The following is a 22726-nucleotide window of genomic DNA, read 5'->3' as shown; positions in this document are numbered from 1 at the left end:
CATGGGCACCCTTTTTCATGCCCGGCGATTGGGCTATCCTCGGTTTCTCCCGCGCCGTGCCAGAGCCGGGTGCAGAGCAGGGACCGTTGATGATCACCAGCAAGTTGCCCAATGTCGGCATCACCATTTTCACCCAGATGTCCCAGCTTGCCGCGCAGACCGGCGCGCTGAACCTGTCCCAGGGGTTTCCCGACTTCGATGGTCCGCAGGCCTTGCGCGATGCGGTGGGCCGCCATGTTGCCCAAGGCCATAACCAGTACTCGCCCATGACCGGCCTGCCGGCGCTGCGCCAGCAGATCGCGGCGAAGATCGCCCGCAGCTACGGCGCCAGCGTCGATGCCGACCAGGAGATCACCGTGACCCCGGGGGCGACCCAGGGGATTTTCTGCGCCATCGCCGCCGTGGTCCGCAGCGGTGACGAAGTGATCGTGTTCGACCCTTGCTACGACAGCTACGAACCCGCCGTGACGTTGGCCGGTGGGCGTTGCGTGCATGTGCAATTGGGCCTGGATGACTTCGCCATCGACTTCCAGACACTTGGCGAAGCCCTGGGCCCGCGGACCCGCATGATCATCCTCAACACCCCTCACAACCCCAGCGGGGCGCTGATCAGCCGCGCCGAGCTGGATCAGCTGGCGGCGTTGATTCGCGACCGTGATATCTGCCTGGTCAGCGATGAAGTCTACGAACACCTGGTGTTCGACGACGTTGCCCATGCCAGCGTGCTGGCCCACGAAGAACTGTACCAACGGGCCTTCGTGGTCAGTTCGTTCGGCAAGACCTACCACGTCACTGGCTGGAAAACCGGCTACGTCGTGGCGCCCCCGGCCTTGAGCGCCGAGCTGCGCAAGGTGCATCAATACGTCAGCTTCTGCGGCGTGACGCCGTTGCAGTACGCCCTGGCTGACTACATGGCCCAGTACCCTGAGCACGTCGAAGAGTTGCCGGCCTTCTACCAGGCCAAGCGCGACCTGTTCTGCGATCTGCTGGCCCCGTCGCGCTTCAGTTTCAAGCGGGTGGCCGGCACTTATTTCCAATTGGTGGATTACAGCCGGATCCGCCCGGACCTGAACGATGTCGACATGGCGGTCTGGATGACTCGCGAGCACGGTGTGGCGACGATTCCGGTGTCGGTGTTCTACCAGGACCCACCCCAAGGCCAGCGCCTGGTGCGCCTGTGCTTTGCCAAGCGCGAGGAGACGCTGCGTGAAGCGGCGGAAAAACTATGCGTGATTTGAGCGCGTTGCCGAACCTCGACATTGCGCTGGTCCAGACCACGCTGGCCTGGCACGACCGCCAGGCCAACCTGGAGCATTTCGAAGGCCTGCTGGAGCAGGCTCGCGGGGCGGACCTGATCATCCTTCCGGAAATGTTCACCACCGGGTTTTCCATGGACTCGCACACCCTCGCGGAGCCGGAGCACGGCCCCACCAGCGTCTGGCTTCGCACCCAGGCCGCGCGGCTCGATGCGGTGATCACCGGCAGTGTGATCATCCAGGCCGCCGACGGCAGCCACCGCAACCGCCTGCTCTGGGTGCGACCGGACGGCGAAGTGCTGCATTACGACAAGCGTCATCTGTTTCGCATGGCGGGGGAGCACAACCACTACACACCGGGTGAGCGCCAGGTGCTGTTCGAGCTCAAGGGCTGGCGGATTCGTCCGCTGATCTGCTACGACCTGCGCTTTCCAGTCTGGAGCCGCGACGCCGAGGACACCGACCTGCTGCTGTACACCGCCAACTGGCCCGGCGCCCGGCGCCAGCATTGGAACCGCTTGCTGCCAGCCCGCGCCATCGAGAACCTGTGCTACGTCGCCGCGGTGAACCGCATCGGCACCGACGGCAAGGGCTTCGCCTACACCGGTGACAGCCAGGTGCTGGATTTCCAGGGCGAGACTTTGCTCAGCGCCGGTGACGCCGATGGCGTGTTCACCGTGTGCCTGAACGCCGCGGACCTGGCCGCGTACCGCACGCGGTTTCCGGCGAATCTGGATGCCGATACGTTCGAATTCACCCATTGAAACGCTTCAGCCTAAAGTAACGGTGTCAGGTGCCGATAACCGGTCAGCCAAGGAGGAATCCCTATGACCAGCATCAGTGCATCCACGCTCAACCCTTATCTGCAGTCGTCCCCTAAAATCTCGATCCAGGGCGCCGCTGAAGAGCCCGCGACCGGCCCCGTGGTCGTATCGCTCGGTAACAGCGACGATGATAAAGCACCTGCCAGCGGCGGCGCGCAGAGCGCCGGCGGCGGCACTAACCAACAGGTCATCGAACAGCTGAAGAAGCAGATCGAGCAGGCCGAGAAACTGTTGGCCCAACAGCAAGCCCAGTTGGCCCAGGTCGAGAACAGCAGGGCCAGTGAAGAGCAAAAGGCCCAGCAGGCCATGGCCCTCCAAGCCCAGATCATGGGCACCCAGGCGACGTTGATGAGCCTGCGCGGTTCGCTGTTGCAGGCCATGACGGTTTCTGTTGATACCCATGCCTGACATTTTTGTCGGCTGACAAGGCTCTTTCGCGGGCAGTCTCGCTCCCACAGTGGTTCGCCGTGACGCAGACCCTTGTGGGAGGGAGTCCGCCCGCGATGAGGCCCTGGCAGGCCCCACAAAACCTGAAGCCAATCGGCATAGGGGGCAGCCTTTCACAGGCCGCTCCCCTGCCACACCACCCGGCATGCGGGTCCGCACCGGGCGGTTCGAGAGATTGAGGTTATGAGAGTCGCACCAGACCCAGCCTGTCGAACCATGCCACATCCAGCACTCGATTAAGCTCAAAGCGGCTGTTACGCCACCAACTACATGAGTTAGCCGCCACTTTCCGTGCGGTTTGAGCACTGGCCCCCAGAGTCCGCAGTTCGCGATAGATCGTCGGTCCACGCCTCCATTGCTTAAGCTGGATCGCTCGCAGTCGGTGTCGTATCCATTCGTCCAGCTCTTGCCAGACCTTCGGTGTTTGCGATAACCCAAAGTAAGCTTTCCAGCCCAAGAGATAAGGACGTAGATTTTCTACAACCTGCCCCATGCTGCGTCCCCCTGAGCGACGGGTGAGCACGCGTATTCGCTGCTTGAACTGCTTGCGCGCCTTGACCGACACCGATCTTTTGACACCTTGTGGAGAAGCCCAGAAGGCGTACCCAAGAAACTTGCGGCCAAATGCACTCGCCACCGCACTCTTGCTCTCGTTGACGCTCAAGTGCAGCTTTTCATACAGGCGCTTCAGCAAAGCCATCACCCGCTGCCCTGCCTTCTTGCTGCGAACATACACATTCGCATCATCGGCATAGCGCACGAAGCTATGGCCTCGACGCTCAAGCTCCCGATCCACTTCGTCCAGCAGCACGTTCGCCAGCAACGGCGACAGCGGGCCCCCTTGCGGCGCCCCGCAGCGGCTTTTCTCGACGACTCCATTGATCTGCGCTCCCGCATCCAGATACGCCCGAATCAGCCGGATAACCGCCCGATCCGCAATCCGCTTGCGTAAACGATCAATCAAAATGTCATGGTCGACCCGGTCGAAGAACTTCTCCAGATCAACATCCACTACCACTTTGCGCCCTGAAGACACATGGCGCTGAGCCGCCAAAACGGCGTCCTGCGCACTGCGCCCCGGGCGAAAGCCGTAGCTGTGTTCACTGAAAGTTGGATCGAGCAGTGGCTGCAAAACTTGCAGCAGTGCTTGTTGGATCAGCCGGTCGGTGGCCGTTGGAATGCCCAACTCGCGTTTACCGCCGTCAGGCTTGGGAATGACCACACGTCGTACCGGACTGGGCCGGTAGATGCCTGAAAGAAGTTGTTCACAGATCGCGGGCCATTGGGTCAGCAAATGTTCAGCGGTCTGTTCAATGTCCAGACCATCGACGCCCGCTGCCCCCTTGTTGGCCTTGACCCGTTTCCAGGCTCGCTTCAGGTTTGCTCTCGCAAAGGCCCGCTCCAGCAGCCCTTGCCCTGCGTTGTAGGATTCATCTTGCGGGCGATTGACCTCGTCGCTGACGGGACCTCTCACGGTTTCACCGCTCCCTGTTTCCATCCGCCCCGCGTTTGGCAGGCATCTGACTTCCGGTCGTTCGCATCAACATGGCCTATAGCGCTTTCTCTCGTTCAGCCCTTCGTCAAAAAAAAAAGACTACTACGGCCTCTGCTGACTTCTCGCTCCAGCTTGCACCGTCGCCCTTTCAGGCATAAGGCGAGATCTCCCCAGGTAAGAACGCAATCCTTCCCCGCACAACCGCCGAATTTACGCTGCCGCCCTTTGACCACAAGAGCTTCGCGATTTGCAGCTCGCTCGCCCTGGTCAGCATCGCCTTATATCCGGTTCTTGTTCATCGGCTCGCGGTTTCGATTCACGCTTCCTCCCCACACTCGGTCGCCCTCATGCAGTTGCGCTTCACTTCGTTCGCTGTGGTCAGCTTACGGCGGGACTTTCACCCACAAGATTGCGCCCATGCTGGGCGCACAACAAAAAGGCCCCGAGGTTCACACCCCGGGGCCTTTTTGCATTTTCGCTAAACGATCAGGCCGCCTTGGCTTCCGTCTGGCTCAGCGAGCGGTTCAGCGCGCTGAACAGGGCCTTGAAGCTCGCGGTGGTGATGTTTTCGTCGATGCCCACGCCGTGCACCGCGCGCTCACCGTTGACCCGCAGTTCGATGTAGGCCGCCGCCTTGGCATGGGTCCCGGCGCCGATGGCGTGTTCGTTGTAGTCCATGATCTCCACTGGCACCGGCAGGCCGGCCACCAGGGCTTCCAGGGCGCCGTTGCCCTTGCCGCGCCAGTGCAAGTTGGTCTCGCCCTGGCCCTTGCTGGCCACTTCGACTTCCACCGCGCTGTTGCCGTTCTCTTCTTGCAGGCGATGGCTGACCAGCGCGTACGGGGTGTTGGCTTGCAGGTACTCGCTGTGGAGCAGGGCGTGGATCTGCTGGGCGGTCATTTCCAGGCCGAGGCGGTCGGTTTCGCGCTGGACCACCTGGCTGAACTCGATCTGCATGCGACGCGGCAGGCTGATGCCGTATTCCTGTTCCAGCAGGTAGGCGATGCCGCCCTTGCCGGACTGGCTGTTCACCCGGATCACCGCCTCGTAGCTGCGACCGATGTCGGCCGGGTCGATCGGCAGGTACGGCACTTCCCACAGGGTGTCCGGTTTCTGCTGGGCGAAGCCCTTGCGGATGGCGTCCTGGTGCGAGCCGGAGAACGCGGTGTGGACCAGGTCGCCGACGTACGGGTGGCGCGGGTGCACCGGGATCTGGTTGCATTCCTCGACGACCTTGCGCACGCCGTCGATGTCGGAGAAGTCCAGCTGAGGGTCGATGCCCTGGGTGTAGAGGTTCAGCGCCACGGTCACCAGGTCGACGTTGCCGGTACGCTCGCCGTTGCCGAACAGGCAGCCTTCGACACGGTCGGCGCCGGCCATCAGGCCCAGCTCGGTGGCGGCCACACCGGTGCCACGGTCGTTGTGGGTGTGCAGGCTGATGATCACGCTGTCACGACGGTTGATGTTGCGGCCGAACCATTCGATCTGGTCGGCATAGATGTTCGGGGTGGCGACTTCCACGGTGGCGGGCAGGTTGAGGATCACCTTGTGCTCGGGCGTCGGGTTCCAGACGTCGATCACCGCGTCGCACACTTCCTTGGCGAACTCCAGCTCGGTGGCGCTGAAGGTTTCCGGCGAGTACTCGAACTGCCACTGGGTTTCCGGCTGCTGCGCCGCGTATTTGACGAACAGCTTGGCCGCGTTCACCGCGATTTCCTTCACGCCTTCCTTGTCCTGGTTGAACACGATGCGACGGAACGACGGGCAGGTGGCGTTATACAGGTGGACGATGGCTTTCTTCGCCCCACGCAGGGATTCGAATGTACGGGCGATCAGGTCTTCGCGGGCCTGGGTCAGCACCTGGATGGTGGTGTCGTCCGGGATGTGGCCCTCTTCGATGAGGGTGCGCACGAAGTCGAAGTCGGTCTGGGAAGCGGCCGGGAACGAGGCTTCGATTTCCTTCACGCCGACGGCGACCAGGGTTTTCCAGAAGCGCAGTTTCTTCACCGCGTCCATCGGCTCGATCAGCGACTGGTTGCCGTCACGCAGGTCGGAGCTGCACCAGATCGGCGCGGCGGTGATGGTCTTCGACGGCCAGGTGCGATCCGGCAGGTTGATGGTGGGGAAGGCGCGGTACTTGGAAGACGGGTCTTTGAGCATGCTCATCGGGGGAATCCTTTTATTGTCGTGGCCGGAAAAAGGCGGCCTGCCGGTGGTTCGAACGGGGGTGGCTTCACAGCCGGGACGAGGTGCCGCGATTCAGCCCGGCAGTCGTGCGCTGACGAGGCACAGGCTGCGGTGCTGGCGAAGCTGGATGAGGGTGTGAGCGGTTTTCATGCCCTCAACCCTAACCGTGTGGACGGGGGGTTGCAAGCAGTCGGAAAAAATTGGGAGAAGTTCTGTTTTAAGACGGGTTTGCGAGATTTTATCGCGTGTAGGTCAAGTATGGTTATCAGGGATTGCGTCGATGTTTTGAGCTTGGCAATTTAGAGTATGGGGTGATGCGGCTGTCGTCATCGCGAGCAAGCTCGCTCCCACAGGGATCTCTGTGGATGTAGGCTCACAGCAGATCCAACTGTGGGAGCGAGCTTGCTCGCGATGAGGCCAGTAGCCTCGCTGCAAGACTCAAGGCTGGAACGCCCCAATGAAAATCGCCGGATCCACCCGCGCATCGTTCAGGCTGATGTTCCAGTGCATGTGCGGCCCGGTCGCGCGGCCAGTGGAGCCAACCTTGCCGACTACCGTACCCCGGGCCAGTTGCTGGCCAACCTTCACGTCGATCTTCGACATGTGGCAGAACATGCTGATGAAGCCCTGGCCGTGGTCGACGAACACCGTGTTGCCATTGAAGAAGTAGTTGCCGGTGAGGATCACCTTGCCGGCGGCCGGGGTCTTGATGGGCGTGCCGGCGGGCACGGCGAAGTCGAGGCCGGCATGAGGGTTGCGTTCCTCGCCGTTGAAGAAGCGGCGTACGCCGAACTTGCTCGACAACGGGCCGTTGACGGGTTTGTCCAGCAGCAGGTTGCTGGGGATATTCGGGCTGAAGCTGCGGTACGCCTTCAATTGCACGGCCAGTTCGGCGTCGATGCGCTTGAGGTCCGCCGGGTTCGGGTTGACCTGGCGCTTGTTCTTCAGGGTGATGTGTTGCTCGGGGTACTTCTTGTAGCCGACCACGAACGGTTGGGTGGTGCCGCCGCTGCTGATCTGCTGGGTACCGGGCTGGACGGTCAGCGGGATGCCGACGATCGCCAGCCAGTTGTTCTGTTCCTTGACCACCAGCACCGGTTTGCCCTGGTAGCTGGCTTTTGGGGCCTGGGCCGCGCTGCCCAGGTCGACCACGGCCACGCCGCCCGGCACGGGTTTGTTCAGCAGGCGGGTGATGTAGCTGTCGGCGTGGGCGTTGAAGGTCAGGCACAGCAAAAGCAGGGGCGCTAGGAATCGCGGCATGAATCAATCCAGTAGAGAAAGGGTGACCGGCGTCAGGTGGTTGTCTTCGACCCGCACCAGCAGTTCGCCTTCGCCGAGCTTGGCGCTCAGGCGCTGGCCGGTCCGGGTTTGCCCGGCGCTGCGGATGGCATGGCCGCGTTCGTCGAGCAATATGCTGTAGCCGCGGCCGAGGGTCGCCAGGGGGCTGACGATGTGCAGCGTCTGCATCTGGTTGTGCAACTGCACGCGCCGCGTTTTCAGGCCTTCGCGCATGGCGCGGGGCAGGCGTTCGGCCAGGCTGTCCAGGCGCTGGCGCAGCAAGGCCAGGTGCCGGCCGGGATGTTGCCCGGCCAGGCGGGTTTCCAGGCGGATCAAGCGTTCGCGGCGGGTATTGAGGCTGCGCTCGAAGGCGCGGCGCAGGCGCATGTCCAGGTCGTCGAGGCGCTGGGCTTGCTGGCGCAGGCGTTCACCGGGGTGGCGCAGGCGCCGGATCAGGCCTTCGAGGCGCAGTTGATCGCGCATCAAGCGGTCACGCATGCGCATCACCAGCCGGCGATGCAGGCTTTCGACCCGGCGCACCAGGTCGCCGGCATCCGGCGCCAGCAGTTCGGCGGCGGCGGAGGGGGTCGGGGCGCGTACATCGGCGACGAAATCGCTGATGGACACGTCGGTTTCATGGCCGACGGCGCTGACGATGGGCGTCACGCAGGCGTCGACGGCCCGGGCCACCGCTTCTTCGTTGAAACACCACAGGTCTTCCAGCGAACCGCCACCCCGGGCCAGGATCAGCGCGTCGAAGTCCCGTGCGTCCGCCAGCTTCAGGGCGCGGACGATCTGCGCGGTGGCTTCGCGGCCCTGCACGGCGGTGGGAATCAGCGTCAGGGCAATCTGCGGCGCACGGCGGCGGAAGACGCTGATGATGTCGCGGATCACCGCGCCAGTGGGCGAACTGATGATGCCGATGCGTTGCGGATGGGCCGGCAGCGGCACCTTGCGCTCGGCACTGAACAGGCCCTCGGCGCTGAGCTTTTCCTTCAGGGCATCGAAGGCCAGGCGCAGGGCGCCATCGCCGGCCGGCTCGACGGTGTCGAGGATCAGTTGATAGTCGCCGCGCCCTTCGAACAGCGAGACCTTGCCGCGCACTTTCACCGCCAGCCCGTCCTTCAAGGCCTGGCGAACCCGCGCGGCGTTCTGCCGGAACAGCGCGCAACGTACCTGCGCGCCGCTGTCCTTGAGGGTGAAGTACACATGGCCGGAAGCGGGGCGGGCGAGGTTGGAGATTTCGCCTTCGACCCAGATGTTGCTGAACACGTCTTCGAGCAGCACCCGCGCGCGGCCGTTGAGCTGGCTGACAGTCAGGACTTCGCGGTCCAGGCCCAGGCGGGCAAAGGGATCTTTAATCATGGGCGGCATGATAAGGGCATTTGGCGGTGAATCTCCATGCGAGCAAGCAATTAGACCGAGTTGCCTGTATCGCGAGCAAGCTCGCTCCCACACTGGATCTATGTCGCACTGAAGATCCAGTGTGGGAGCGAGCTTGCTCGCGATAGCGATAGACCAATCGCCACAAATGCTGGATGTACCCCACAGGATCTGGCTAAAGTCGCTCCCTTCGTCATCAAGGAAGTCGACAATGAATCTTCTGTCGTGGTTGGGCCAGTGGGCTTTCGCGCCCATGGAATGGTTGGTGATCGGCTTGGCGATCATGCTGGCCTACATCGTGTTCGGCATCGCCGGGTTCGGCACGGCGCTGGTGGCGGCGCCAATCCTGCTGCTGTTCCTGCCCCTGTCGAAGATCGTGCCGCTGCTGGTATTGCTGGATTTTGTCGCGGCCTTCGGCAACCTGTTGCCCTCGCGGCGGGACGTGTCCCGGCCCGAATTGCTGCGCTTGCTGCCGTGCATGGCGCTGGGTTGCACCCTGGGGGTGATTTTCCTGCTCAACCTCAAGTCCGACCTGTTGCTGCTGTTGATGGGGCTGTTCATCAGTGCCTATGCCATCTACAGCTTGTTGATCAAGACCCGGCCATCGCAACTGTCGGCGCTGTGGTCGTTCCCGATGGGGATCGTCGGCGGGATGTTCGGGGCGTTGTTTGGCAGCGGTGGCTTCCTCTATGCCATCTACCTGAACAGTCGCTTGCCCAAGGAGCCGGCCCGCGCGACCCAGAGTGCGCTGATCAGTTGCAGCACCGTGGTGCGCTTGAGCCTGTTCGCTGTCGCGGGCGTGTATGCCGAGCTACCCTTGCTGGTACTGGCGCTGTGTTTGTTGCCGGCCATGGCGCTGGGGCTGTGGGTGGGGCGCCGCCTGACCCTGCGCATGTCGCGCGAGACGTTCGTGCGCCTGGTGACCTGGCTGGTGCTCGCCAGCGGCATTGCCTTGATCGGTCGCTACCTGAGTGCTTGACCTGGCCCGGCCAGGGATTAAGCTGCCGGCCTTTAACCGCACCCGCCAGACCAACCCAGGCCTCGCCATGAACACCCAGAGCATCATCGTCCCGAAAATCTCCACCTTGCCCGTCCACGAGCCCCGGGCCCGGGCAATCGTGCGTTGGCTGGTGCGCAAGAATATCGTCGAGGAACAACTGACCACCTGCGGGCGCACCGGCAATCGCATGGCCCACGCCATCGCCCCCGGCGCGAGCAACGTGGTGCTGCACCCCGACGCCTTGCCGTTCGGCGAAGCGATCAACGGCCTGGAGATCATCACCAAGCGCTGCATCTACACGCCGGCCAAGGGCTTTCTGGAGGAGGCCGGCTGTGCCGAATGCCGCCGGGAAGTCGGCGAAGCCCTGTTCGAGAGCCTGGAAGACTGGATGCCCGGCCGCACCGACAACTTCACCTGCCCCGAATGCGGGCACGAGGATGACATCAACGGCTTCCTGTTCCTGCAACCGTGTGCGTTCTCCAACCTGGGGTTCATTTTCAACAATTGGCTGGAGGCGGGGTTCAAGCAGGAATTCCTCGACGAATTCGCCGATTGGCTCGATCAGCCGGTGAGTTGGGTGAAGGTGGAGTTGTAGGAAGGCACAGCAGAGAGTGCTTTTGTGGCGAGGGGATTTATCCCCGCTGGACTGCGCAGCAGTCCCAAGGTAGGCAATGCGATCTGCCTGATGTACCGCATGGGCTGGGTTCAGGGCCGCTACGCGCCCCAGCGGGGATAAATCCCCTCGCCACAGGGCTCGGTGTACGAAGGGTGTTATTTTCGAGCCCCTCGATCACCCCGGCAATAATAGACAGAGTTTTACATTGAGCCAGGCGGGGTGCATGAGTATAATGGCGCGCTTCCATTTTCCCGCTCGGGAGCCCCCGCGATGCTGCGTATCAGCCAAGAAGCCCTGACCTTCGACGACATTCTCCTAGTGCCTGGTTATTCCGAGGTGCTGCCTAACGAAGTCAGTCTCAAAACCCGTCTCACCCGTGGCATCGAACTGAATATCCCCCTGGTTTCCGCCGCCATGGACACCGTGACCGAAGCCCGCCTGGCCATTGCCATGGCCCAGGAAGGCGGTATCGGGATCATCCACAAGAACATGACCATCGAACAGCAGGCCGCCGAAGTGCGCAAGGTCAAGCGGTTCGAGGCTGGCGTGGTCAAGGACCCGATCACCATCGAGGCTGACGCCACGGTCCGGGATCTGTTCGAACTGACCCGCATGCACAACATCTCCGGCGTCCCGGTGCTGCACGATGGCGACCTGGTCGGCATCGTCACCTCCCGCGACGTGCGTTTCGAGAACCGTCTGGAGGCCACCGTCCGCCAAGTGATGACGCCGAAAGAGCGCCTGGTCACGGTCAAGGAAGGCACCAGCAAGGACGAAGTCCGCGAATTGCTGCACAAGCACCGCATCGAGCGCGTGCTGATCGTCGACGACAAGTTCGCCCTCAAGGGCATGATGACCGTCAACGACATCGAGAAAGCCAAGGCCTACCCGCTGGCGAGCAAGGACGACCAGGGTCGCCTGCGCGTCGGCGCTGCCGTCGGCACCGGCAAGGACACCGGCGACCGCGTTGCCGCCCTGGTCAACGCTGGTGTTGACGTGGTGGTGGTCGACACCGCCCACGGTCATTCCAAAGGCGTGATCGACCGCGTTCGCTGGGTCAAGCAGAACTTCCCTGACGTGCAGGTGATCGGCGGCAACATCGCCACCGGCGAAGCCGCCAAGGCCCTGGCCGAGGCCGGCGCCGACGCAGTCAAGGTCGGTATCGGCCCAGGCTCGATCTGCACCACCCGCATCGTCGCCGGTGTCGGCGTGCCGCAGATCAGCGCCATCGCCAACGTCGCCGCCGCCCTCGAAGGCACGGGCGTGCCGTTGATCGCCGACGGCGGTATCCGTTTCTCCGGTGACCTGTCCAAGGCCATCGTCGCCGGTGCCTACTGCGTGATGATGGGGTCGATGTTCGCCGGTACCGAAGAAGCACCGGGCGAGATCGAACTGTTCCAGGGCCGTAGCTACAAGGCCTATCGCGGCATGGGTTCGCTGGGCGCCATGTCCCAGGCCCAGGGTTCTTCCGACCGTTACTTCCAGGACTCCTCCGCGGGTGCCGAGAAGCTGGTGCCGGAAGGCATCGAAGGTCGCGTGCCGTACAAGGGCACCCTGAGCGCCATCATCCATCAACTGATGGGTGGCCTGCGGTCTTCCATGGGCTACACCGGCAGCGCCAACATCGAAGAGATGCGCACCAAGCCGGAATTCGTCCGCATCACCGGTGCCGGCATGGCCGAGTCCCACGTCCACGACGTGCAGATCACCAAGGAAGCGCCGAACTACCGCGTAGGTTAAGGCCTTCAGCAAAACGTTAATCACCGGGGCTGTTCATTCAGCCCCGAGTTGTTTCTGATTCACTACATGAGAATGAGTCATGGCCCTCGACATTCACGCTCACCGCATCCTGATCCTCGACTTCGGTTCCCAGTACACCCAGCTGATCGCCCGCCGCGTGCGCGAAATCGGCGTGTACTGCGAATTGCACCCGTTCGACATGGATGACGAAGCGATTCGCGAATTCGCGCCTAAAGGCGTCATCCTCGCCGGCGGCCCCGAGTCCGTGCACGAAGCCAACAGCCCGCGCTGCCCGCAAGCCGTGTTCGACCTGGGCGTGCCGGTCTTCGGCATTTGCTACGGCATGCAGACCATGGCCGAGCAACTGGGCGGCAAGGTCGAAGGTTCCGACCTGCGTGAGTTCGGTTACGCCCGCGTCGATGTGGTCGGCAAGAGCCGCTTGCTCGACGGCATCGAAGACCACGTCGACGCCGACGGCCTGTTCGGCCTGGACGTGTGGATGAGCCACGGTGACAAGGTCACCCGGATGCCGGAAGACTTCCACATCCTCGCCAGCACCCCGAGCTGCCCGATTGCCGGCATGTTCAACGATGATCGCCGCTACTACGGCGTGCAGTTCCACCCGGAAGTGACCCACACCAAGCAGGGCGGCCGCATCCTGTCGCGCTTCATCCTCGACATCTGCGAGTGCGAAGCCCTGTGGACCCCGTCGAAAATCGCCGAGGACGCCATCGCCCAGGTGCGCGCCCAGGTGGGGACCGACAACGTCCTGCTGGGCCTGTCCGGCGGTGTGGACTCATCCGTGGTTGCTGCGCTGCTGCACAAGGCCATCGGCGATCAACTGACCTGCGTCTTCGTCGACAACGGCCTGCTGCGCTTGCACGAAGGCGAGCAAGTGATGGCCATGTTCGCCGAGAACATGGGCGTCAAGGTGATCCGCGCCAACGCCGAAGAGCAGTTCCTGAACAACCTGGCCGGCGAGTCCGACCCGGAGAAGAAGCGCAAGATCATCGGCCGCACCTTCATCGACGTGTTCGACGCCGAATCCTGCAAGCTGGACAACATCAAGTACCTGGCCCAGGGCACCATCTACCCCGACGTGATCGAGTCGGCCGGCGCCAAGAGCGGTAAGGCCCACGTGATCAAGTCCCACCACAACGTCGGTGGCCTGCCGGAGGAAATGAACCTCAAGCTGGTCGAGCCGCTGCGCGAGCTGTTCAAGGACGAAGTGCGTCGCCTCGGCCTGGAACTGGGCCTGCCCTACGACATGGTCTACCGTCACCCATTCCCGGGCCCGGGCCTGGGCGTGCGGATCCTCGGCGAAGTGAAGAAGGAATACGCCGACCTGCTGCGGCGTGCCGACCACATCTTCATCGAAGAACTGCGTAAGGCCGACTGGTATCACAAGGTCAGCCAGGCGTTCGTGGTGTTCCAACCGGTGAAATCGGTGGGCGTGGTCGGCGATGGCCGTCGCTACGCCTGGGTCGTGGCCCTGCGTGCCGTGGAAACCATCGACTTCATGACCGCTCGCTGGGCGCACCTGCCGTATGAGCTGCTGGAAACTGTTTCCGGTCGCATCATCAATGAGATCGAAGGTATTTCTCGCGTCACTTATGACGTGTCGAGCAAGCCGCCGGCGACGATTGAGTGGGAATGATCCCGCGTCCGGCATAGACCGGCATCAAGTGGTAAGAAACACCCCGGAAGCCCGCGTAATTGCGGGCTTTCGGCTTTTTGGGTCTGGCAAGTTCAGGTAGCGTTCTGCATCGCCAAGCATGGTGTTTATGTGGAATGGTACGGGGTACTGACTGCATCCAATGCCATGCGTGACGCTCAATACCATGTCCCTTGCCCCATTGTTGGCATGGTATCGGGTTAACCTAAAGGCCTGGTTTTACTGGGGTTGACCTCATTTTTCCGCGCCTTTCAGGGCATGGTATTTTTTCATGGAAATAGTGGAAGCCATGCTCACCGATACCAAGCTTCGAAATCTCAAGCCCCAAGACAAGCTCTACAAGGTGATTGATCGTGACGGCTTGTACGTGGCCGTCACCCCAGCCGGCTCAATCTCCTTTCGCTACAACTACTCCATCAACGGCCGTCAGGAGACCATCACCTTTGGTCGTTATGGCTTAGGGGGGATCACTCTGGCAGAGGCTCGCGAGCGGCTAGGGGAGGCGAAGAAGATGTCGCCGCTGGCAAGTCTCCGGCAAAGGAGAAAGCGCGTGCGAAGGCGCGCACGAAGGGTGCTGAGACTTTTGACGCTTGGGCTGAAAAATGGCTACGCGGTTACCAGATGGCGGACTCAACGCGAGACATGCGGCGATCAGTCTATGAGCGTGAGTTGAAGTCGAAGTTTGGCAATCAGAAACTGGTCGAAATCACCCATGAGGATCTGCGAGCGCTGACGTATGCCATAGTGGAGCGGGGTGCCCCTGCAACCGCCGTCCACTCACGGGAGATCGTGCTGCAAGTCTTCCGTTGGGCCATTGAGCGTGGCCAGAAGGTTGAAAACCCGGCCGATCTGGTACGGCCTGCCAGCATCGCGAAATTTGAGCCACTTGACCGTGCGTTGACGCCCGATGAAATTGCGCTGATGTACCAGTACATGGACAGAATCGGTACCGCGACCTCTGTTCGTGCAGCGGCCAAACTCCTCCTGCTGACGATGGTGCGCAAGAGCGAGCTGACCAACGCGACGTGGGGTGAGATCAATTTCAGCGGGGCGCTGTGGACGATCCCCAAAGAGCGGATGAAGCGTCGTAACCCTCATTTGGTGTTTCTGTCCCAGCAGGCATTGGATTTCTTCATCGCGTTGAAAACCTTGGCTGGAGGTTCAGACTACATTCTGCCGTCACGCTACGACTCTGATTTGCCAATGAGTGCGGCCACGATCAACCAGGTACTGACGCTGACCTATCGGCTTGCTCAAAAGGAGGGAGTGCCGCTAGGGAAATTCGGCCCCCACGATCTTCGCCGCACGGCCAGCACGCTGTTGCACGAGGCGGGCTACAATTCGGATTGGATCGAGAAGCGTCTTGCGGACGAGCAGAAGGGCGTGCGCGCCGTATACAGCAAGGCCGAATACCGGGATCAGCGTCGTGCGATGTTGCAGGATTGGGGCCGACATGATTGATGAATGGACGCTTAAGAAATCTAGGAAAATAAATGGATAGCTGCGTATTCGCCCCTCATTTCAGCTAGTCGCTTGAGGGAAAATTGACATGCACTTGGTCAGAGATTTTATCGGTGCTGACGAGTCGCGTACATTTGTTTAGGGGTGAGCGATAATTCACGACTGACCGGCTAACCGCCAGAGACAGACAGTCATCCCAGTAAATCTGTCCGCAGTTCAGAAAGTGCACCGCTTTTTTCAGACAATATCAGTAGGCCGCTCGCGCATATAATGTCGCAGCCCGCCCAAGTTAAGATGGATTTTGGAATGCCAGCAAAAAAAAACTCTAACGCTAATCCAAACCAGCCACTGACTTCATTCCTTTTAGATGAGAGCTTCGCGGAGAGCTCCAACGCAGAAGCATTCATTGTTCCGCTGGCCCGTAAATTTAACGATTTCGGCTACCTTATAGCATGCTCTATAGGTTATCGCGATAAACAAGGGCAAATTTATTGGCTTGAAGGGAGGTGTGCAATTCAAGGAGAAAAAGATCTCTTTCAAGCTGTTGGCAGTCTGCTTTCGCCTGAAAAACCTGAAATTTACCACCGCGAAATCAAAAAACCATTCCGCACTCTGCTGACAGATGCAAAGTCATATAGCTTTTTGCGGCGGACGCTAGGTGAGCCACAGGCAAGGAAAGTCCTATCTAGCTTACAAGATGTGGCAACGACTAAAAGCCGGTCCTTCATAAATAGTTGGCACGATTTCTATAAAGAAGAAGTGTTCACTCATGCGATGATTAGATCAAGCGAAGCCTACTTTGCTTATCGCAAGGCTGAGCGAATATTGCAAGGTTTGCAAGAACTTGATGCTGATGCCCGTCAGCCTTTCAGTGTTGTGTTGAAGGGAACCGGCCCGCAGGCCCAGTTCGATTTCCAGTTTGACAGCCAAAATTTTCTTAGAGGACGGATCGCAGTCATCATTGGGCAAAATGGCTGTGGCAAAACTTCGGCGCTCGCAAAGCTCTCAAAAGTTTTGGCAGATAAGGAAAGTCGATCTGCTGAAATAATCAATCGCCCCGAACTGAATCAAGTTATAGCTTTTATTCACACTGCCTCTGTTCGACAATTCTCTCCCTCTTCAAAGGAGGGGCTGGCGAGAGCTAGGATTTTTACATTCAATCCAGCAAGCCCCCGGAAGCAAGGCGAGGACTCTGCCACTACATTGCTTGTTGACGTGGCTCGGGGGCATGATGCTCAAGGTGCTTTGCTTAACCATCTCTCGGATATTTTGCGCACTGAATTCAGTGAGTTTGAAGTTCTTGTCCCAATGAAAAAAGATAGGCCGGGAGAGTCAGGAATAATTGCGTCGTACGATGTAGACTATATGCCATTTTCAGAGTGGAAGCGTGGCGGGGAGCAACGCATTTTAAATAATGCAGCAAATGTCGCCTCTAGGCAGTCATTGAGGTTTGTCGATAAGCACGGAAAGGAGCGTAAACTTAGCTTGGGCCAGCAGGCCTTTCTAAAATTCATATTGGTTGCACTAGCTAACTCCGGGCCGGCATCCGCGCTGATTATTGATGAGCCGGAGAATTTTCTGCATCCGAATCTTATATCAAGGTTTATGCGTAGCCTAAATAAAATCCTGAACGGCACACGGTCCATAGCATTCGTCGCCACACATTCCCCATTTGTCGTTCGAGAAGTTCAAAGTGCTCAGGTGCATGTGATGCGTAATGAAGAAGGAGTGCTCACGGTAAGAAAACCGCGCATGCAAACGCTAGGAGCCAATGTCGCATCAATCTCTAATGAGGTATTTGGTGACGATCTGCCGCACCATCTTTATGAAGAACTGTTAGAGTTGGCCGAGCAAGAGAGTAATACATTTTCGGAGGCGCTTAATAAATACTCTTCGGAATTGAGTGCCGAAGCTCTCATGCGCCTGCGAAGGATGATGGAGCAATAAAATGAGGAAAGTAGATCCACCCGTCATTCAAGATAATTTGCTTCTCAGCTTTCTGCAGCACTCTAGAAAGGGAAATGCTAAGGCAATTGTGCATCGCATAGCTGATATTGCTGAGCGCTATCAAGCATATGATATTTGCAATGGTGATCCTTGGGGTATCGCCGAGGATGCGTCATACCTTCCACTAAAAGAAGACCTTAACGAAATTTATAAAGCACCACCATCTGTCCTAAATTTCATTGCGACGCTGCGATCTCAACTTGACGGCGTGTGCCCCGTGTGCGGGCGAGACGCACTGGGGACCTTGGATCATTACCTGCCCAAAGCAAATTATGCAGAATTCTCATTTTATTCAAAAAATTTAGTGCCAGCTTGTGATAGATGCAACAACAAGAGAAACAATGCGTTTAAAGGTGTGAATGCAGGAGAACGCCCTCTGCATCCATACTTTGACTACTTTGCAAACAACAAGATCCTCTCTGTACGATTTGAACCTGATTGGAATGCGCCACTGCTGACGCCAATACCTTACAATGTGGTCGGAAGTCAGCTTGCTGTTGTTCAGTGGCACATCGACAATGTCTTAAGACGGGCGGGAATCGATGAGTATCTGACGACACAATGGGGGGTCTTGATCAATGGCATAAGGACTTTTCTTCCAGATCGATCTAGCTTGGCGAGCATAAAAACAGAACTTCATCGGCTCGAAAGCTATGAATTTGAATGCGGAAAGTCGGCTAACGGATGGCGTTGCGCCTTCTGGCATGGCTTGAGCTTAAATGATGATGCGCTCAGGTACTTGCAGTTGTTATGAAAAGTACTTTGATCAGTAACAAGAAATAAATCCACAGTACTTTGGTGAATTTTTTATGAAAACCTTGGCCTCTAAAGCCGATGCGGACGGACTGGTGCAGGAAAGTTGGCTGGATTATTTATTAGAAAAAAGCAGCTTGCGGCCATTGGCTGGTAAGCGTCCGGGGAAGGCACATTGCGACGGGTTAAGCTGTAATCCTTTAGGGTTTAGGTCTCAGTCTGGGATGCAACGTTCGTCTCGCCACGAGTAGGGCTGCAGCAGCTTACTACCGGTAGGACGAGAGCCTAAACTCGCCTGTTAACTCTGTACCATGTCTCATGCGGTATGGCATATTGGTAAGCATGTCGACGCATTCAACTCTCGCATCGGTCTCACCCATAATCTCGCACGATGGGTAGACGACTTGAGTCGATTGCCCCACGATTGCGTGGATCTAAATCATTGGCAGCGGTGGGTATTAAACGTTGGATCGTTTTGGAAGGGATATCTCTCACCTCAGGGACTCACAAGAAGAGCATCCTGCTGAATTCGCAACGGGGTGCATCGCGGCGGTTGAAGACCTGTTCGGGGCAGAGTGGTTGAAAGGGCAGGAAGGTAAGGAACAACACCGCCTTCAAGCCCTTTGGAAGCGTAAGGATTGGCTTTCTACCTGCGAGCTTTTCGGGCTAGGCAAATGCATCCAGGAACTTGCGCCGAAGCATGCTGGATGGCTCAGGCAGACGGCTAAAAAGGTCAAATCAGGCGTAGCGAATGCCCACGGCTTCACCACCGAGATATTGACCTGCGGTTCTATCAAGTCGCAGCAAGGAGAGGTCGCTCCAGCTAAGGGAAATCAGAAAGGCTACGATCTGCAGGTTGAATTTCCGAGCGGTTTCAAATACTACGTTTCCATCAAAAATCAGGGGCTGACTTCGCACGAAGCAGCATTTCATCAGTACGGCGACCGACTCAAAGCGGCATTCGATCAGCGTCTACGCGCGCTAAAGCTAGATGGTGAGCTTTACCTGGAGTCGGATACACACATCGAACCGGAGACATTCGAGCGGCTCATAAAGTTTGTGGGTGACGTACTTCAACGCCCTGATACATACACTCTCAAAGGTAGCTCACTGACCTTCAAGGTGATGCCACGCTCAAGAGACCCTAGGGCATCGACGTTCAGATCCAGTCAGGTGTCCATGTTGTGCCCGCAACACCGCAACGCGCTTAGAAATGCGGAAACCAGGTTGAAAGAAGCCGCCGAAAACATGGGCGCTCATCTCAAGTACAATGACGACTATTTTCGATATCTATGGATCCGCGTTCACAGTTCCATTGAAGTCGCAGTGCTCAAGCAGGCAGCTGAATCCATGCTCACAGATGACGTGCAAGACTACGGGTTCGATGGTGTTTTCTTCGTGCAACCATCCGTGGTGAGGCAGGGCTCCAATAGTGTAATCAACACCTATTTTGATGTGGCGATTGCGAATCGACATCCTGGTTTTATCAAAGCTCTGCAAGAAGGCAAAATTGGACTTCTTACACTCGATACACCGGTCGGCCGGCTGTCGCAAGAACCTTCTGAGCTTCAGCTCACCAACGGCCCCTTGAGCACCCCTGTCCCCCCTCGTCACTATTTCTATCAGAAAGCAGATATCTACGTTCTGATGCAGCGAGACGGCGAGGATATGGTGGGCGAGTGGGCGTCGCCAGCGTCCGGTATACGTCATCACCTTGTATACCGCGACGGCGCCCGCGAGGTGCTGTTTCCTTCGCCCTCTGTCGAGGTTGAGGAAACGTTGATAATTTGAGGAAACAGCTCGGAGCTAAGCTTTCTCGCAGTAAGTGTCTGGCGAACTCATCTTCATCGGAGCCACTGGAGTCTGTCTCAGTCATTGGTATCTGAAAGCGGGGATACCGGCATAGGCCAGGGATGTCTACCGGGACGGGGTAGTCCAATGGGCCAAAACTGGTGTCCACTTAAATTAGGTGGACACCATGGCCTCGGCGGTAGCTTCAGGAAGATGTGTTTGCCGGACGGTTACGTTGGCTGTCAAAAAATAGAGACGGCACCATACGCTGATTTTAGGCTGGCCAGTCTGATACTAAGACTTTTAAAGTCTCGAATGTCCTATCTGCGTTATTGGATTGAGCTATCCATGCCAAGGTGCTGGATGTCGAGTCCGCAGAGGTTCGACATCCAGAACTTGAATGCTCACGTTGATAGGGCGTTTAATCTATTCTGTCAATAGGGAGTCAGTCGTTTTTTGTTGGACTATATAAAAATCTATTGCTTGGTACGTATTCTTTCCTTTGCATTAAGTTTATTATTTTTACATTTTCTCCATGCTTTAAATATTTATAAGTAAAATATCTGGCAACTTTTTCTTCGTGCGTGGAAAGGACAATTTGCTTCTCGCTGAAGTCATTGCGCAATACTTCGACCAGAGATGCCATATTTATGTCATCCATAGTCTGGACTGGGTCGTCAATTAAGATACTTGAGAATTTTGTGGAGTAGACCCTATGTAATGCGAGGGTTAGAGCGATGACGACGGCAGATATTTGGCCGGAGCTCATAGTGTTAAGAATGTCGTGATCGCTCTCCCAGTTTGAAACTAATCGCACGTTCCTCAGTTCATCCTCTCCTGTAGGGTCTTTGATGAAAATACCATGTCCAAGCCCAGCTTGGTGCGTTTGAAGAATTTTACCGGAATAAATATAGAAAGGGATTTCGATGTCGGTGATGAGCTTTTTTCTATACTGTCGGATTTGAGTACGAACTTTTGTGATGAGTTCGCCTAAGTCGTCAGTCGCACGCTCTAAGTTATTATGTTGTTTCGTTAGTTTTTCGAGCTTTTCAGAGATGTCTTTTAGTGAGCTGAAATAGAGCGTTTTTATGTATTTTTCTTTCTTTTCTAAAAGAGCAACGGTTACCAGCGAGATTTTTTCCTGTTCACTGTTGAAGTAGTCTCTGTAGATTCTTTCAAATGTATTGCTACCATTCGCCTCGTAATAACCTTCTGGTGCTAAGCCGATTGCCGAGCGTATCCGCTCACATAATTTGTCTGCTGCCCCTATAATATAATCTTCTCTACCGGTTACTGGAAACGTTGTTGCAAGCAAATCGTTGTACTCAATCTTTTCAGATAGCAGCCATTTGCTGAGCTTGTCAAATCGCTCTTTTGCTGCCAGCGCCTTAGAAAGTGAGAGTAAGTCTTCTTGTGTAGGAGCAGTAGTTTGTTCTAGGTAGGTATTGCAAGCCTTAATCAATGGAGACAAGAAATCTGTGTTGAATTTATCCCTGACTAATACTAACTGCCTGTCTTGCCCGGAAAGTTGTGACCGAATCAGGTGGCCATGCTGAGAAATTGCCTGAATTAGTAAGTCATGAGTCTGGTAGTCATGACCACAAAGCAAGCAGGTAGCTTCGTTTGGCACGCTTTGAAGCCCAGCAGACATGGCATCATGATGTTTGAGTAGTTCGGAGTAAATGGAGCTCAAACCACTCGCTTTTTCTTCTTCCTCAATGAGTGTTTGGACGGCAGATTTAAATGATTCACTGCTATCATAGGCCAACGCTTGGAAGATAAAATCGAGATTGGTGGTGTTGCGGATTTGCTTGAGGTCACCACTTTTCATTATTGAGTGGAATTGCTGTATTGACCGGTACAAGCTATTTGTTGTGATATATAGGTCATGATGGTTAATTGAGTTGTAGTAGCCAACATAAAGCTTGAGAACTTCTCTTTGGAGTGCAGCATTCTCAAAACGACGGTTTCTGATAAAAAACAGCTGATGCGTGAGAAGGTTTTTGACATTGTTAATTTCTTCCAGGGAGCTGTTGAGTTTTTCCTGATTGAACTCAGAAATCGTGACTGCATCCCAGAAGACCTCCTTGCTTTCCTCGGCCAACCACGGAAAGACATAGGCATGCGGCTCAGTGGTGTCAGTTGTGATGTTGGTGTTGTTATCGATCTTATACACTTGCTTAATGCTTTCGATCTGCGACGTAACACTTCTTTTCGAGGTAGCTATCTTGCGAGAAATTTCCGTCAGCTTACTAAGCTTTTCATCGGCATCACGTGTATTGCCGAAAAGCTGGGCAAGTTCTTCAGCTCGTTGTGTTTCGTTGTTCGTTTTAAGGAATCTAGAGGTTTCTTCCTGCTGTACATAATGAAATAGCAGAAAGTCTCGTGAAAAATCCTTGCTGCCAAAATATTGCTCTAGAGCATTTTTTTGCGCGGGAATAGCTTTTCCATCTATTATTTCATTTATTTCCCATAGCTCTGCGAATCTAGATATTCTCTTCGATGTGTTAGGGATTCGGTCTTTTAGCTTTCGCTGGAATACTCTAATTTTAGAGTCTTTATCTTTGAACTCTAAGATGATCTCTACGGTTGTTGCGCCTTTGTGAGCAACAACTATATCTGCAGGGTTTTGGCGGTTCTCTAGAGAAATAAGTCGAGTAATATTTCCTGTAAGACCTAATTCGATTGTAAGCGCTCCATGAACCCCACATTCCAAGCGCTTATCTGATCCCTGATGCTGTGCTCCTGATTCTGCCAGGAGCCCGTTTGCCATGATGCGACCCGATGCAAAAGTCGAAAAAGTCTATCTCTAC

General features: G+C 57.0%; 15 protein-coding genes and 1 pseudogene. 11 read left to right on the top strand and 5 right to left on the bottom strand.

Annotated elements, in window-relative coordinates:
* The first annotated feature begins 89 nt into the window (after nucleotides 1-89).
* The 3 genes from Q6A48_RS24035 (at nucleotide 90) to Q6A48_RS24025 (ending at nucleotide 2488) form a co-directional block, all read left to right on the top strand.
* Entirely contained in the window at nucleotides 90-1238 is a 1149-nt protein-coding gene (locus Q6A48_RS24035; RefSeq protein WP_304556904.1) for a pyridoxal phosphate-dependent aminotransferase, read from the top strand.
* On the top strand, nucleotides 1226-2020 hold the full coding sequence (locus Q6A48_RS24030; RefSeq protein ID WP_304556898.1) for an amidohydrolase: 795 nt from the start codon (nucleotides 1226-1228) through the stop codon (nucleotides 2018-2020). The genes Q6A48_RS24035 and Q6A48_RS24030 overlap by 13 nt, the downstream gene beginning before the upstream one ends.
* 63 nt (nucleotides 2021-2083) lie before the next feature.
* Nucleotides 2084-2488 (top strand): hypothetical protein, encoded by a 405-nt coding sequence (locus tag Q6A48_RS24025; protein WP_304556897.1) that lies wholly within the window; start codon nucleotides 2084-2086, stop codon nucleotides 2486-2488.
* A gap of 220 nt (nucleotides 2489-2708) precedes the next feature.
* Here the strand turns inward: Q6A48_RS24025 and ltrA are convergent, their stop codons facing one another.
* The 4 genes from ltrA to xseA form a co-directional block, all read right to left on the bottom strand.
* Nucleotides 2709-4025 carry a group II intron reverse transcriptase/maturase gene (ltrA, locus tag Q6A48_RS24020; protein WP_440137894.1) on the bottom strand — a complete coding sequence of 439 codons (1317 nt, stop codon included), beginning with the start codon at nucleotides 4023-4025 and terminating at the stop codon, nucleotides 2709-2711.
* A 483-nt stretch (nucleotides 4026-4508) separates the two neighbouring features.
* The gene (gene leuA, locus Q6A48_RS24015) at nucleotides 4509-6188 is read right to left on the bottom strand and encodes a 2-isopropylmalate synthase (RefSeq protein WP_304556895.1); all 1680 of its coding nucleotides are present in this window, start codon (nucleotides 6186-6188) and stop codon (nucleotides 4509-4511) included.
* A gap of 459 nt (nucleotides 6189-6647) precedes the next feature.
* Nucleotides 6648-7469 carry a peptidoglycan DD-metalloendopeptidase family protein gene (locus Q6A48_RS24010; protein WP_304556894.1) on the bottom strand — a complete coding sequence of 274 codons (822 nt, stop codon included), beginning with the start codon at nucleotides 7467-7469 and terminating at the stop codon, nucleotides 6648-6650.
* A 3-nt stretch (nucleotides 7470-7472) separates the two neighbouring features.
* Nucleotides 7473-8852, bottom strand: coding sequence for an exodeoxyribonuclease VII large subunit (xseA, locus tag Q6A48_RS24005; RefSeq protein ID WP_304556892.1), 1380 nt, complete (start codon nucleotides 8850-8852; stop codon nucleotides 7473-7475).
* 229 nt (nucleotides 8853-9081) lie between these two features.
* Between xseA and Q6A48_RS24000 the strand changes: the two genes are divergently transcribed.
* The 8 genes and pseudogenes from Q6A48_RS24000 (at nucleotide 9082) to Q6A48_RS23965 (ending at nucleotide 19913) form a co-directional block, all read left to right on the top strand.
* Nucleotides 9082-9849 (top strand): sulfite exporter TauE/SafE family protein, encoded by a 768-nt coding sequence (locus Q6A48_RS24000; protein WP_304556891.1) that lies wholly within the window; start codon nucleotides 9082-9084, stop codon nucleotides 9847-9849.
* 67 nt (nucleotides 9850-9916) lie between these two features.
* Complete coding sequence (locus tag Q6A48_RS23995) at nucleotides 9917-10465, top strand: sugar ABC transporter ATPase (protein ID WP_304556890.1); 549 nt, start codon at nucleotides 9917-9919, stop codon at nucleotides 10463-10465.
* Between the two features lie 291 nt (nucleotides 10466-10756).
* Complete coding sequence (guaB, locus tag Q6A48_RS23990; protein WP_304556888.1) at nucleotides 10757-12226, top strand: IMP dehydrogenase; 1470 nt, start codon at nucleotides 10757-10759, stop codon at nucleotides 12224-12226.
* A gap of 79 nt (nucleotides 12227-12305) precedes the next feature.
* Nucleotides 12306-13883, top strand: coding sequence for a glutamine-hydrolyzing GMP synthase (gene guaA / locus Q6A48_RS23985; RefSeq protein ID WP_304556887.1), 1578 nt, complete (start codon nucleotides 12306-12308; stop codon nucleotides 13881-13883).
* 307 nt (nucleotides 13884-14190) lie between these two features.
* Nucleotides 14191-15402, top strand: a pseudogene (locus Q6A48_RS23980) (tyrosine-type recombinase/integrase).
* A gap of 266 nt (nucleotides 15403-15668) precedes the next feature.
* Nucleotides 15669-17309: an ATP-dependent nuclease gene (locus Q6A48_RS23975; protein WP_304556886.1), complete on the top strand. Its 1641-nt coding sequence runs from the start codon at nucleotides 15669-15671 to the stop codon at nucleotides 17307-17309.
* A 1-nt stretch (nucleotide 17310) separates the two neighbouring features.
* Nucleotides 17311-18123: an HNH endonuclease gene (locus Q6A48_RS23970; protein ID WP_304556885.1), complete on the top strand. Its 813-nt coding sequence runs from the start codon at nucleotides 17311-17313 to the stop codon at nucleotides 18121-18123.
* A gap of 464 nt (nucleotides 18124-18587) precedes the next feature.
* Nucleotides 18588-19913: a hypothetical protein gene (locus Q6A48_RS23965; RefSeq protein WP_304556884.1), complete on the top strand. Its 1326-nt coding sequence runs from the start codon at nucleotides 18588-18590 to the stop codon at nucleotides 19911-19913.
* 445 nt (nucleotides 19914-20358) lie between these two features.
* Here Q6A48_RS23965 and Q6A48_RS23960 read toward each other — a convergent pair whose 3' ends face one another.
* Nucleotides 20359-22686 carry an OLD family protein gene (locus Q6A48_RS23960; RefSeq protein ID WP_304556883.1) on the bottom strand — a complete coding sequence of 776 codons (2328 nt, stop codon included), beginning with the start codon at nucleotides 22684-22686 and terminating at the stop codon, nucleotides 20359-20361.
* Between the last annotated feature and the right edge of the window lie 40 nt (nucleotides 22687-22726).

Source organism: Pseudomonas citrullilanati, from assembly GCF_030580855.1.
GTDB classification, from domain to species: domain Bacteria; phylum Pseudomonadota; class Gammaproteobacteria; order Pseudomonadales; family Pseudomonadaceae; genus Aquipseudomonas; species Aquipseudomonas citrulli.
This window is presented reverse-complemented; position numbering and strand designations above follow the sequence as displayed.